This is a genomic window from Halomonas sp. WWR20 (assembly GCF_054602495.1).
The window spans coordinates 1-13,757 of the sequence record NZ_JBTRHR010000003.1 but is presented as its reverse complement, the minus strand read 5'-3'; the positions used below and the strand labels follow the sequence as shown (position 1 = coordinate 13,757).

Annotated in this window: 13 protein-coding genes; 11 read left to right on the top strand and 2 right to left on the bottom strand. The window is 62.1% G+C overall.

All coding sequences use genetic code 11. The features are described 5' to 3' along the window. The first annotated feature begins 30 nt into the window (after window positions 1–30). Window positions 31–243, top strand: coding sequence for a hypothetical protein (locus ACW4DH_RS06435; RefSeq protein WP_459635549.1), 213 nt, complete (start codon window positions 31–33; stop codon window positions 241–243). Between the two features lie 78 nt (window positions 244–321). On the opposite strand, the gene ACW4DH_RS06430 is transcribed toward ACW4DH_RS06435, so the two are convergent. Beyond that, window positions 322–510: a hypothetical protein gene (locus ACW4DH_RS06430; protein ID WP_459635548.1), complete on the bottom strand. Its 189-nt coding sequence runs from the start codon at window positions 508–510 to the stop codon at window positions 322–324. 74 nt (window positions 511–584) lie between these two features. Continuing rightward, on the bottom strand, window positions 585–1,841 hold the full coding sequence (locus ACW4DH_RS06425; RefSeq protein WP_459635547.1) for an MFS transporter: 1,257 nt from the start codon (window positions 1,839–1,841) through the stop codon (window positions 585–587). 240 nt (window positions 1,842–2,081) lie between these two features. Between ACW4DH_RS06425 and ACW4DH_RS06420 the strand changes: the two genes are divergently transcribed. The 10 genes from ACW4DH_RS06420 to ACW4DH_RS06375 all read left to right on the top strand — a co-directional run. After that, window positions 2,082–3,251 carry an isovaleryl-CoA dehydrogenase gene (locus tag ACW4DH_RS06420; RefSeq protein ID WP_459635546.1) on the top strand — a complete coding sequence of 390 codons (1,170 nt, stop codon included), beginning with the start codon at window positions 2,082–2,084 and terminating at the stop codon, window positions 3,249–3,251. A gap of 10 nt (window positions 3,252–3,261) precedes the next feature. Then, complete coding sequence (locus ACW4DH_RS06415) at window positions 3,262–4,869, top strand: carboxyl transferase domain-containing protein (RefSeq protein ID WP_459635545.1); 1,608 nt, start codon at window positions 3,262–3,264, stop codon at window positions 4,867–4,869. A gap of 156 nt (window positions 4,870–5,025) precedes the next feature. Further along, complete coding sequence (locus ACW4DH_RS06410; protein WP_459635544.1) at window positions 5,026–5,859, top strand: enoyl-CoA hydratase-related protein; 834 nt, start codon at window positions 5,026–5,028, stop codon at window positions 5,857–5,859. Then, window positions 5,856–7,913, top strand: a complete 2,058-nt coding sequence (locus ACW4DH_RS06405) for an acetyl/propionyl/methylcrotonyl-CoA carboxylase subunit alpha (RefSeq protein WP_459635543.1) — start codon at window positions 5,856–5,858, stop codon at window positions 7,911–7,913. The genes ACW4DH_RS06410 and ACW4DH_RS06405 overlap by 4 nt, the downstream gene beginning before the upstream one ends. A 20-nt stretch (window positions 7,914–7,933) precedes the next feature. Further along, window positions 7,934–8,833: a hydroxymethylglutaryl-CoA lyase gene (locus ACW4DH_RS06400; protein ID WP_459635542.1), complete on the top strand. Its 900-nt coding sequence runs from the start codon at window positions 7,934–7,936 to the stop codon at window positions 8,831–8,833. 179 nt (window positions 8,834–9,012) lie between these two features. Continuing rightward, window positions 9,013–10,011 (top strand): IS5 family transposase, encoded by a 999-nt coding sequence (locus ACW4DH_RS06395; RefSeq protein ID WP_459635541.1) that lies wholly within the window; start codon window positions 9,013–9,015, stop codon window positions 10,009–10,011. A 347-nt stretch (window positions 10,012–10,358) separates the two neighbouring features. Then, complete coding sequence (locus ACW4DH_RS06390; RefSeq protein ID WP_459635540.1) at window positions 10,359–11,294, top strand: 4-hydroxyproline epimerase; 936 nt, start codon at window positions 10,359–10,361, stop codon at window positions 11,292–11,294. A 120-nt stretch (window positions 11,295–11,414) separates the two neighbouring features. Then, window positions 11,415–12,362 carry a dihydrodipicolinate synthase family protein gene (locus tag ACW4DH_RS06385; RefSeq protein ID WP_459635539.1) on the top strand — a complete coding sequence of 316 codons (948 nt, stop codon included), beginning with the start codon at window positions 11,415–11,417 and terminating at the stop codon, window positions 12,360–12,362. Between the two features lie 97 nt (window positions 12,363–12,459). After that, window positions 12,460–13,464: an Ldh family oxidoreductase gene (locus ACW4DH_RS06380; RefSeq protein ID WP_459635538.1), complete on the top strand. Its 1,005-nt coding sequence runs from the start codon at window positions 12,460–12,462 to the stop codon at window positions 13,462–13,464. 57 nt (window positions 13,465–13,521) lie between these two features. Continuing rightward, window positions 13,522–13,757, top strand: a 236-nt coding sequence (locus ACW4DH_RS06375; RefSeq protein ID WP_459635537.1) for an aldehyde dehydrogenase family protein, incomplete at its 3' end; no start/stop codon positions are given.

The following is a 13,757-nucleotide window of genomic DNA, read 5'->3' as shown; positions in this document are numbered from 1 at the left end:
GGCGACCGAAAACTTCATGGAGGAAACGCGATGGAGATGCAGATCAACTCGCAAACGGATGCGCGCCAATGGTTCGTCGGCAGCCAGTATGTCGATTGGGAGTGGTATGAGGGCTTCGACGAGAATCGGTTGATCGCCTTTGTGCACCGCTATGGCAACGACTACGACGACGAGCAGCGCATGGTCGCCGACTTCCTGATTGGCGAAGGATTGGTCCCGGAGGATTTCGGGTTGCCCGGATAAGACGATGGCGTCTCCGATACGGGAATACGCTTTAACGTGTTCCCGTATCAGAGGCCAGAGCGAGCGCCAGGCTAGAACCTAGCAGCGTCCCTTCTTGGCCTGCCCGGGTGGGCAAAAATCGCCATCGCGACGATGTTCTGCATGGTGATGATCATGGCCATCATCGATTTCCACTATCGGCTTGGTTTCGATGCGTGCCGGGGTATAACTGCACCCCGTCAAGGCGACGAGTAGCAAAGCGATTATCAGGACTAGAAAAGGCTTCATGGGTATTCTCAACGGCGTGACGGTTTATCCAGCGATTCTAACCGTTCCGCTTGTACATTGCCTAAGCCACGGGATCATGCCGGTTCTTTAGGCGTGACATCTTCGAGTCGGTCCGCTCGGCGCAGCGATGGAAACCCCCACATCCACAGCCCTACCACCGCCAACGTCCCCATTCCGCCAATCACGGCCGCAGGGACCGTACCGAACCACGACGCAGTCACCCCGGACTCGAACTCTCCCAGCTCGTTCGACGCTCCGATAAACAACATGTTGACGGCATTGACGCGTCCTCTCATCTCATCGGGCGTGGCCAGTTGCAGCAGTGTCAGCCGCACATAGACGCTGATCATGTCGGCGGCACCGGCGATCAATAGCGCCAAGAACGAGAGCCAGAAAACGTGCGAGAGCGCAAATACCAGGTTGGCGATACCGAAGACCGCGACCGCGGCGAACATCACCAGGCCCGCATGGCGCTTGATGGCTTTTACGCCCAGGTACAACCCCATCAGGAAGGCGCCAATGGCAATCGCACTGCGCAACGCTCCCAGCCCCTGCGGTCCGACGTGCAGTATTTCCTGGGCATAAACAGGTAACAGCGCCACGACTCCGCCGAAAAGCACCGCGAAGAGATCAAGCGAGATCACCCCGAGAATGACCGGCTGACGGCGAATGTAGACGATGCCCGCAGTGAAGCGCTTCCAGGCCGTGGCTTCCTGGGCGACGCGCTCACTCTTGTAAGCCACCGGCACCCAGAACAGCATCGCCACGGCGACTACGAAACATACCAGGCAAACTGTATAGGCGGCCTGCGCCCCGAAGGTGTACAACAGCCCGCCCAGCATCGGCCCACTGATCACGGCGATCTTCATGATCGATGAATTCAACGCGATCGCCTTGCCCAGCAACGCCGGCGGCACGATCTGCGGCAGCAGGCTCTGCAGTGTCGGCCCGGTAAACGCACGCGCCGCGCCGAACAGGACCAGCACGCTATAGAAGGGGCCGGCATGGCTGGGCGGGTCAAGCGCCAGCCACAGCAGCAATGCACTGCAAACGCCCTGCACGCTCCAGCTAAGATGAAGAATCAGTCGCCGGTCGAAACGGTCGACGAGATCTCCCGCCGGTAACAGCAGGACGACCATGGGCAGAAATTGGGCTAGGCCCACGTAGCCCAGCGTCAGGGGGTCCTGGGTGATGGCATATACCTGCCAGGCCACGACAATGGCCTGGATCTGCATGGCAAACGATGCCGCCAGACGCGACCCCAGAAAAGGAACAAACCCGCGGTGTCGATAAACAGGGAGGTCGGGCGCCGGAGCAGTATCGGAGGACATGTAATCTCGCGGAATGTTGAGCAAGCTAACGGCCGGTTAGTTTACGTCAATTGTAGGGATAACACGATGTCTGGCTTCGTGTCCGCAGCATGCCTTGTCTGCATCCCGTTGGCGCTTAGCGCACGGTTGTCCGCTCTTCGACTAAATCTCTACTTTACGTAAACGTCAACCCCGCCTAGCCTATCAGCACACAAGGATAATCAGGCCGCCGCCACAAGACGCGACATCGGGGAGCACGCCATGCTTACACCCTACACTCCGCTGGACTTCGGTCTGGATGAAACGCTCGACATGCTGCGCAATCAGGTCAATGCCTTCGCCCGCGATGAGATCGCCCCGCGCGCCGCGCAGATCGATCATGACAACACCTTCCCCGCCGACTTATGGCGCAAGTTCGGCGACATGGGCCTGCTCGGCATCACCGTGCCCGAGGAGGACGGCGGCAGCGGTATGGGCTACCTCGCCCACTGCATCGCCATGGAGGAGATTTCTCGGGCCAGCGCCTCGGTAGGACTCTCCTACGGCGCGCACTCCAACCTGTGCGTCAACCAGCTCAAGCTCAACGGCAGCGCCGAGCAGAAGGCCAGGTACCTGCCCAGGCTGATCAGCGGCGAACACGTCGGCGCACTGGCGATGTCCGAACCCGGCGCCGGCTCCGACGTGGTGTCGATGAAGCTGCGCGCCGAGAAGCGCGGCGACAAGTACGTGCTCAACGGCAACAAGATGTGGATCACCAACGGCCCCGATGCCCACGTGCTGGTGGTCTACGCCAAGACCGATCCCGAGGCGGGCTCCAAGGGCATCACGGCATTCATCATCGAAAAGGATTTCCCCGGGTTCTCCACCGCCCAGAAGCTCGACAAGCTGGGCATGCGTGGCTCCAACACCTGCGAGCTGGTGTTCGAGGAGTGCGAAGTGCCCGCCGAGAACATCCTCGGCGAGGAGAACCGCGGTGCCAAGGTGCTGATGAGCGGGCTGGATTTTGAACGCACCGTGCTCGCCGCCGGCCCCATCGGCATCATGCAGGCGGCCATGGACGTGGTGGTGCCCTACATTCACGAGCGCAGGCAGTTCGACCGGGCCATCGGCGAGTTCCAGCTGGTACAGGGCAAGGTGGCCGACATGTACACCACGCTGAACGCCTGCCGCGCCTACCTGTATGCCGTCGCCGGCGCCTGCGACCGCGGCCAGACGTCGAGAAAGGATGCCGCCGGGGTGATTCTCTACTGCGCCGAGAAGGCCACCCAGGTCGCACTCGACGCCATCCAGCTGCTCGGCGGCAACGGCTACATCAACGAATACCCCACCGGGCGCCTGCTGCGCGATGCCAAGCTGTACGAGATCGGCGCGGGGACCAGCGAGATTCGGCGGATGCTGATCGGGCGCGAGCTATTTGCGGAATCGAAGTGAGAGGAAGCACATGGCTATTCTGACGACCCAGATCAATCCGCGCAGCGAGGCGTTCCAGGCCAACGCGGCGGCGATGCGTGCCGAGGTCGAGCGGCTGCATGGCCTGACCGCGAGCATCGCCCGGGGTGGCGGCGACAAGGCCCGCGAACGCCATGAGTCGCGAGGCAAGCTGTTCGTACGTGATCGTATCGATCATCTGCTCGACGAGGGCGCACCGTTTCTCGAGATCGGCGCGCTGGCCGCCCATGAAGTCTATGACTCACCGGTGCCTGCCGCCGGGGTGGTGGCCGGCATCGGCCGGGTCTCGGGCGTCGAGTGCGTGATCGTCGCCAACGACGCCACGGTCAAGGGCGGCACCTACTTCCCGCTGACCGTGAAGAAGCATCTGCGCGCCCAGGAGATCGCCCGCAAGCACCGCCTGCCGTGCATCTACCTGGTCGACTCCGGCGGCGCGCACCTGCCCCACCAGGACGAGGTGTTCCCCGACCGCGACCACTTCGGGCGCATCTTCTACAACCAGGCCACGCTCTCCGCCGCAGGCATCCCGCAGATCGCCGTGGTGATGGGCTCGTGTACCGCCGGTGGCGCCTACGTGCCGGCGATGGCCGACGAATCGATCATCGTGCGTAACCAGGGCACCATCTTTCTCGGCGGCCCGCCGCTGGTGAAGGCCGCCACCGGCGAGACGATCAGCGCCGAGGACCTGGGCGGCGCCGACGTGCACGCCAAGATCAGCGGTGTGGCCGACCATTATGCCGACAACGACGCCCATGCCCTGCAACTGGCACGCCGCGCCGTGTCACGGCTCAACTGGCAGAAGCGCGGCGAACTGGCGATGCGCGAATCCCGTCCGCCGCGCCTCGACCCGCAAGAGATCTACGGCATCGTGGGTACCGACCTCAGGAAGCCCTTCGACGTGCGCGAGGTCATCGCCCGGCTGGTCGACGACTCCGACTTCGACGAGTTCAAGCGCTACTACGGCGACACCCTGGTCACCGGCTTCGCGCACCTGCACGGCCACCCGGTGGGCATCGTCGCCAACAACGGCGTCTTGTTCTCGGAGTCCGCGGTCAAGGGCGCGCACTTCATCGAGCTGTGCGCCCAGCGCAGGATTCCGCTGGTGTTCCTGCAGAACATCACCGGCTTCATGGTCGGCTCGAAGTACGAGCAGGAAGGCATCGCCAAGCACGGCGCCAAGCTGGTCACCGCGGTGGCCTGCGCCAAGGTACCCAAGTTCACGGTGCTGATCGGCGGCAGTTTCGGCGCCGGTAACTACGGCATGTGCGGCCGCGCGTATGACCCCAACCTGCTGTTCATGTGGCCCAACGCACGCATCTCGGTAATGGGCGGCGACCAGGCCGCCAACGTATTGGCCCAGGTGAAACGGGATCAGTTCGAGCGCGATGGCGAGACCTGGAGCACCGACGACGAAGCCGCCTTCAAGGCGCCGATCCGCGAGCAGTACGAACGCCAGGGCCACCCCTACTACGCCAGCGCGCGGCTGTGGGACGACGGCGTGATCGACCCGCTGCAGACCCGAGATGTGCTGGGGCTGGCGCTGGAGGCGGCAATGAACGTGGAAGTGGAAGAGACGCACTTCGGCGTATTCCGGATGTGACCATAAAGGGCCTGCGCTCGCTCAGGCTTTGTTAAAAATCGGCTCAAGGTACTCATTTACGCTCAGTAAACTCCGTCCTCTCGCCGATTTTTGCCTCGCCTGAGCATCGCTCGGCACCTTTCTGGAATCAGCAGGTTCATGGGAACGGACGACAACATGACCCAAGAGACGCAATATTCCCGGCTGAACATCGACGAGCGCGGCGTTGCCTGGCTGACCCTGGCGCGCCCCGACGTGCACAACGCCTTCGATGATGCCCTGATCGCCGAGCTCAATCGTCATCTCGATCGCCTGCACGACGCCGCCGAGCGTAGCGAGGTGCGCGTGGTGGTGCTGGGCTCGGAAGGCAAGCACTTCTCTGCGGGGGCAGATCTCGCCTGGATGAAGCGCATGGTCGAGTACAGCTTCGATGCCAACCTCGACGATTCCCGCGAACTGTCGCGCATGATGCACCGCCTCGACACCCTGCCCTGCCCCACGCTGTGTCGCGTGCAGGGCGCGGCTTACGGCGGGGCGGTGGGACTTGCCGCCTGCTGCGACATCGTGGTGGCCTCCGAAGCCGCCCGCTTCTGTCTCTCCGAAGTCAAGATCGGCCTCTCCCCGGCGGTCATCAGCCCCTACGTGCAGCGCGCCATCGGCAGCCGCCAGATGCGCCGCTATGCGCTGACCGCCGAAGTCCTGGACGTGAGTACCGCGCAGATGCTGGGGCTCGTGCACGAGGTGGCCGGCAGCGATAGCCTGGACAAGTCTCTCGACACCCTGATCGACACCCTCCTCGCCGCTTCCCCTCAAGCCAGCCGCGCCACCAAGGCCCTGCTCGCCGCCGTCGCCCGTGAGCCCGACTCGGACGCCATCCGTGAGCGCTGCTGCCAGGTCATCAGCGAACTGCGCGTCAGCGACGAGGGCCAGGAAGGCCTGGGCGCGTTCTTCGACAAGCGCCCGCCCGCCTGGAAGCCCCATCAAGACAATGACAAGGAGCCGGGTGCATGAGCCTCGCCAACGCCCCCAAGCCGCTGGCGACCGTTCTCGTCGCCAACCGCGGCGAGATCGCCTGCCGCGTGATCCGCACCGCCCGCCGCCTGGGCCTCAGGAGCGTGGCGGTGTATTCCGACGCCGATGCCGACGTCCGCCACGTGCGCGAGGCCGACGAGGCCATCCGCCTGGGCCCGGCCCCGGCACGCGAGAGTTACCTGAACATCGATGCCGTGATCGAAGCGGCCCGGCGTACCGGCGCCGATGCCATTCACCCCGGCTACGGCTTCCTCTCCGAGAATGCCGCCTTCGTTACCGCCTGCGAGCAGGCCGGCATCATTTTCGTCGGCCCGCCGGCCAGCGCGATTGCCGCCATGGGCGACAAGTCCGCCGCCAAAGCGCGCATGGAGTCCGCCGGCGTGCCGCTGGTGCCCGGCTACCACGGCGACGAGCAGGCCGACGATCATCTGAAAGCCGAGGCCGATCGCATCGGCTACCCGGCCCTGCTCAAGGCCAGTGCCGGCGGTGGCGGCAAGGGCATGCGCGTGGTCGAGCGCGGCGAAGACTTCCAGGCCGCCCTCGACGGCTGCCGTCGCGAGTCCCGCGCCGCCTTCAACGATGATCGCATGCTGATCGAGAAATACCTGACCCAACCGCGCCACGTCGAGGTGCAGGTGTTCTGCGACAGCCAGGGCAACGGCGTCTACCTGTTCGAGCGCGACTGCTCGGTGCAGCGCCGCCACCAGAAAGTGCTGGAAGAAGCCCCCGCCCCGGGAATGAGCGAGGCCCTGCGCCGCGAAATGGGCGAAGCCGCGGTGCGTGCCGCCAGGGAGATCGGCTACGTGGGTGCGGGCACCGTCGAGTTCCTTCTTGATGCGGACGGCCGCTTCTACTTCATGGAGATGAACACTCGCCTGCAGGTCGAGCACCCCGTCACCGAGATGATCACCGGCGAGGACCTGGTCGAGTGGCAGTTGCGCGTGGCCGCCGGCCTGCCGCTGCCCAAGGCGCAGGATGCACTGACCATCAGCGGCCATGCCTTCGAGGCGCGCCTCTACGCCGAGGACCCCGAGCAGGACTTCCTGCCCGCCACGGGTACGCTCGAGCGCTTCGGGCTCGACCTGACCGGCGCGGGGCTGGACGCCGAGCGCGTTCGGCTCGACAGCGGCGTCGAGGCAGGTGACGCGGTCTCGATGCACTATGACCCGATGCTCGCCAAACTGATCGTGCATGGCGACGACCGCGACCAGGCCCTGGCCACCCTCAACCGGGCACTGAGCGCGCTCGACGTGGCCGGCGTGATCACCAACCGCGCCTTCCTGCAGCGCCTGGCCAGTCACCCCGCGTTCAAGCAGGCCGAGCTCGACACCCGCTTCATCGAGCATCACCACGACAGCCTGTTCGCCGCCCCGCGCCTCGATGCCCAGGCCTATGCGGCAGCGGCCCTGGTCGCCATCGACCGGCTGCAGGACGAAGCCAGCGCCGAAACCCCCTGGGCACGCCGCGACGGCTGGCGGCTCAACGCCCCGGCAGCCATCCGCATCGCTCTCACCGACCCGGCCCATGCCAGCGACGACGCCGACAGCGACGCCATCGTCACCGTGCAAGCCGAGCGACCGATGACCGACAACGACTGGCGCCTGCACATCGGCGGCGACGCCCTGCCCGGCCGCCTGCAACGCCTGGACGGCGACGCCGTGGCGATCACTTTGGACGGGCATCGCCGCCGCCTGCTGGCCCGCACCGAACGTACCGCCCACGGCGACATCCTCATCCTGGGCGACGCCCAGGGCGAGACCCGCCTGTTCTGGCGCCGCCTCGACGCCGTCGATCACGGCCACCACGAAGTCGATGCCACCCTCACCGCCCCCATGCACGGCACCGTGGTCGCGCTGCTCGTCGCGCCCGGCCAGACCGTCGAGAAAGGCACGCCGCTGATGGTCATGGAAGCGATGAAGATGGAGCACACCCTCAACGCCCCCGCCGATGGCCACGTGGAGAGCTTCCACTTCGCGGCCGGCGATACCGTGGGGCAAGGAGATGTGCTGGTGGAGTTTCAGGCGGGAGAATAACGCGAGGTAAGGAGACGAATATGGCGTTCCCCCATTCCGTCAGGCTGGTCGAGGTCGGCCCCCGCGACGGCCTGCAGAACGAACCCGAGCCGATCAGCACCGCCACCAAGCTGGAACTGATCGACCGCCTCGGCGCGGCAGGCATCCGACATATCGAAGCTGCCAGCTTTGTCTCGCCCAAATGGGTGCCGCAGATGGCCGATCACCGCGAAGTGATGACCGGCCTCACCCGCCGGCCCGGCGTGGTGTACTCCGCCCTCACCCCCAACCTCAAGGGGCTGGAAGCCGCGCTGGAATGCGGCGTCGAGGAAGTCGCCGTGTTTGGCGCCGCCAGCGAGTCCTTCTCGCAGAAGAACATCAACTGCTCGATTGCCGAATCGTTGCAACGCTTCGAGCCAGTGTTGGAACGCGCCAAGGCCGCCAACGTGCGCGTACGCGGCTACGTCTCGTGTGTGCTCGGCTGCCCCTACGAAGGCGACATCGACCCGGCCCAGGTCGCCGAAGTCTCAACGGCGTTATATGAGATGGGCTGTTTTGAGGTCTCGCTCGGCGACACCATCGGCACCGGCACCCCACTCAAGGCCAAGCGCATGATCGAAGCCGTGAGCCGAGACATTCCCATGGACAAGCTCACCGCCCACTTCCACGACACCTACGGCCAGGCACTCGCCAACCTCTACGCCGTGCTGGAAGAAGGCATCGCCGTGATCGACAGCTCCGTCGCCGGCCTCGGCGGCTGCCCCTACGCCAAGGGCGCCTCCGGCAATGTGGCAAGTGAAGATGTGGTGTATCTGCTGGATGGGCTGGGTATCGAGACGGGCATCGACCTGAACAAGCTGGCGGGAACCGGCACCTGGATCACCCAAGCCATTGGGCGACCTAGCCGGTCGAAGGTGGGCGTGGCGCTGGCGGCGAAGTAAGTGCGCCACTGAAATGAAAAGCCCCGAGTCAGTTCATTATGACTCGGGACTTTGATTGTTATTTTCATGAATTTTTGTTGATGGCGGTTAACGCCCAGCTTAAATCCCGCCGCAACTGCCTGGCAGTCACCGACGGGGTAAAATCGGGCTACACCGCCATCGTCTGACAGAGCCATCCGATGAAGCAAACCTCGTTCGCCCAAGCAGAGCACCAGAACAAGAAGAAGGTTACCCGCCGAGAGCGGTTCCTGGCCCAGATGGATGCCTTGGTGCCTTGGCAACGGCTGATTGAGACGCTGTCGCCGTCCTACTTCCCCAACGCAGCAGGCAAGCGCGGCCGGCCACCCATCGGCCTGGAGCGTATGCTGCGGATCGACTTCCTGCAGCAGTGGTACGCGCTTGCCGATAAGGCGCTCGAAGACGCCATCTACGACAGCCAGGCCATGCGTGACTTTATCGGTATCGATCTGGCTGTCGAGAGCGTGCCGGACGCAACCACTTTGTTGCGCTTCCGCCACCTGCTGGAGAAGCATGCCCTGACCCAGAGGATTTTCGAGGAAATCAACGTCAGCCTGGCTGAGCAGGGCCTGTTCATGCACGAGGGCACCATCGTCGATGCCACCATCGTGGCGGCCGCACCCTCCCCCAAGAACAAGACCCGGCAACGTGATCCGGAGATGAAGCAGACCAGGAAAGGTAACCAGTATTTCTTTGGCATGAAGGCCCATATCAGTGTCGATGCGGTCACCGGGCTGACCCACAGTGTTGCCGCCACCTCGGCCAATGTCGCCGATGTCACTATGGCAAGCGCCCTGGTACGGGCTGATGACAAGCGGATATACGGCGATGCCGGCTACACCAGCATGGGGAAGTATCTAGACGAAGAGAAGGATGCCCCCGACTCTCGGTGCTGTGTCGCCGCCAAGCGCGGCACCATCAAGAAGATGGAAGACAGCCCCATGAAAACGCTGCTGCTGGCATACGAGAAAGCCAAGGCCAGCATCCGCGCCAAGGTCGAGCACCCGTTTCATGTTATCAAGAACCTCTTCGGCTACCGGAAGGTGCGTTACAAGGGACTGGCCAAGAACCAGGCGCAGCTGTTTACCCTGTTCGCCCTCGGCAATCTGGTCTTGGCGAGACGATGCCAGGGCCATGCTGGCGGGACCGGTGTGTTTTGAATCTGGCTTGGCAGCCGAATATCTCGGCTGCCAGGTAAAACAGGCCACTTGAAGGTGGTCATGTAATGGTCACCGAGACGATGATCTGACCACGCTGGAGGTTTCAGCCGGCCAGAACCGAATTATTCAGTGGTTCCTTAAGCTGAATTGCCCCTAGTTTCGTAGGCACCTAACCATCGCGTGGCTTCATATCCCATTGCCGCTAGCTTGGCTATGGCATCTCACCTTTTGTAGAAAGCTTCACTTTTCACTTTGAAGATTGTATAAAATATAAAAAGATTCAATCATGCACGGAACAATACCGAAGTGGGGCCTTGGCCCATGCAGATAGAATAATCGGAGCGCTTATGAAACGCATACACGTCATCGACTCCCACACAGCCGGCGAACCGACACGGCTCGTAATGGATGGCTTTCCAGCCCTGACAGGGGACACGATTGCAGAGAAGCGGGACGCGCTGCGTAATTCACATGACAAGTGGCGACGGGCCTGCATGCTGGAGCCGCGAGGTCACGATGTCCTTGTCGGGGCCCTGTATTGCCAGCCGGAATCAAAGGATGCGGCCTGTGGGGTCATCTTCTTCAATAACACAGGCTACTTGGGTATGTGCGGCCATGGCACGATTGGCCTGGTGGCATCTCTTTATCACCTCGGCAAGATCGAGCCAGGCACACACAAGATCGACACCCCGGTTGGGACAGTCAGCGCCACGCTGCATGAAGATGGCGCAGTCACGGTACGCAATGTGCCCTCCTATCGTTACCGGCAACGGGTTCCAGTTGAAGTGCCTGGCTATGGCGTTGTGCACGGTGACATTGCCTGGGGCGGCAACTGGTTCTTCCTTATTGGCGAGCATGACCAGTCGCTACAGCTCGATAACGTCGAGACGTTGACCGCTTTCACCTGGGCGATCCGCCAGGCACTCGAAGCCCAATCGATCACTGGCGAGGACGGGGGTGCCATTGACCATATCGAGTTATTTGCTGAAGACGCGATAGCGGATAGTCGCAACTTCGTGCTCTGTCCTGGCAAGGCTTACGACCGGTCTCCCTGCGGTACGGGCACAAGCGCCAAATTGGCCTGCCTGGCTGCCGACGGCAAACTGGCCCCTGGCTCGCCTTGGTTACAAGCCAGCATTACCGGTAGCCAGTTCGAAGGCTATTACGAATGGGATGATGAACGAATCCGACCCTACATCAAGGGCCGCGCTTATATGAGCGCGGATACGACCCTGCTCATAGACGAAAACGATCCTTTCGCTTGGGGAATCGTAGCGTCCTGACACCTTGCCACCGGGTTAGCCCGGCAACCTCAAATCTCGCGATAGCCATATCCAGCAAACCTGTCGCGAATGGATACCCACATACGGCACTGATCCGTTAGTCATCATCAAGGAAGTAACATGAACGACAATATCTTCACTGGCTGTATTCCCGCTCTCATGACGCCCTGCACTCCGGATCGTGCGCCGGATTACGATGCGCTCGTCGCCAAGGGGCTCGAACTGATCGATATTGGTATGAGCGCTGTGGTCTACTGCGGCTCGATGGGAGACTGGCCACTATTAACCGAAGCTGAGCGGCAAGAAGGCGTGGCCCGCCTGGTTGCTGCGGGTGTGCCCACGATCGTGGGCACCGGCGCTGTCAATTCTAAGGAAGCTGTATCCCACGCAGCCCATGCTGCCCAGGTCGGCGCCCACGGATTAATGGTCATTCCCCGCGTGCTCTCACGTGGCACGTCAGTCGCTGCACAAAAGGCGCATTTTTCCGCCATTTTGAACGCGGCTCCCAACCTACCCGCGGTTATCTACAACAGCCCCTATTATGGCTTCGCCACCCGCGCCGACCTGTTCTTCGCCCTACGTGAAGAGCACCCGAACCTGATCGGCTTCAAGGAATTCGGAGGGGCCGCCGACCTGCGTTATGCGGCTGAGAACATTACCTCGCAGGACAACGATGTCACCCTGATGGTTGGCGTTGATACCAACGTGTTCCATGGCTTTGTCAACTGCGGTGCGACTGGCGCTATCACTGGTATTGGTAATGCTTTACCAAGGGAAGTCCTGCACCTCGTCTCGCTGAGCAAGCAAGCCGCCGAGGGCGATGCGCGTGCACGCCGGCTGGCACAAGAACTCGAATCAGCCCTAGGGGTCCTTTCCTCTTTCGATGAAGGCGCGGACCTGGTGCTGTATTACAAGCATCTCATGGTCATGAACGGCGAAACTCAATATGAGCTGCACTTCAACGAAACCGATGCTCTGAGCTGTGCCCAGCGTAATTACGTTGAAAACCAGTACACCTTGTTCCGCAAATGGTATGCCGAGTGGTCAGCTGCGCTCAAGGAAGCGTGACCTTCTCCCAAAGCGAACACATGATACAGGGGAGGAACCCCCTTCCCTGTGTCGTTGTTTTAGTTCGATGCCTATTATGTTCCGATAGGAGAGCTTCATGATCCGCATGAGTCTGAATAAAGCTTATGCGTTGGCTGAATCCGTGCTTAAGCGGCAGGGGTTTAGCGACAAGCAAACCCAAGCACTGGCGCAGGTTGTGGTAGCAGGCCAACGGGATGAGTGTCATTCACACGGCCTTTATCGACTGTTGAACTGCGTTTGCACACTACAATCAGGCAAGGTCGATGCTAGCGCCGAGCCCGTGCTTCACGATCAAACGACCAGCCTAATTCGTGTCGATGCCCAAGGTGGCTTTTCGCAACTGGCCTTCCAGGCGGGGTTACCGCTATTGGAAGCCAAGGCAAAACAGCATGGGCTCGCCGCTTTGATTATCAATCATTGCGTACATTTTTCGGCCCTCTGGGTAGAAATCGAAGCCCTCACTGAGCGAGGTCTAGTGGGGATTGCCTGCAACCCAAGCCATGCCTGGGTGGCACCCGAGGGAGGCACTCAGCCACTATTCGGGACTAACCCTATCGCATTCGGCTGGCCTCGTCCGATGAGCCAGTACCCCTTCATTTTCGACTTTGCGACCAGCGCCGTTGCGCGTGGTGACCTCCAGCTCCACCGGCGCGAAGGAAAACCTATCCCCTTGGGCTGGGGCATAGACGCCCAAGGGCAACCGACACAGGAAGCTGCAGCTGCACTCAAAGGTGCCATGCTCACCTTTGGCGGTCATAAGGGATCTGCACTGGCAGCCATGATTGAGCTTATTGCCGGGCCGCTGATAGGCGATCTCACCAGCGCCCAATCCCTGGCCTACGATGGAGGCTGTGGAGCCTCCCCCTACCATGGAGAGCTCATCATCGCCATGGATCCGTCGCACTTTATGGGCACCACTTCCGAGCAGTCTATCAATAGCGCCGAAATGCTATTTACCTCCATGATCGATCAAGGTGCTCGACTCCCGTCCCAGCGTCGTTACGAGGCTCGCGAACGCAGTCTTAAGCATGGAATTGCCATTTCAAAAAGCCTATACGACGACCTCGTGGCACTTGCCTGAACCGCATGGCAGCAGCTCGACAAAAGCCCTACTCAATCGCACCCAAAGGAAGCATTCATGATCTTGGAAGGCAAATCACTCATCGGCCAGCAGGCCATCACCGGCACTAGTGCCGCCATTCATGCCGTCAATCCGGCCACCGGCGAACCGCTCGACCCGGCCTATGCCGGTGGCAGCGCCGCCGAGGTGGAGAAGGCCGCGCAGCTCGCCTGGGACGCCTTCGATACCTACCGCGAGACCTCGCTCGAGGATCGCGCAATGTTTCTCGAAACCGTGGCCAGCGAGATCGAGGC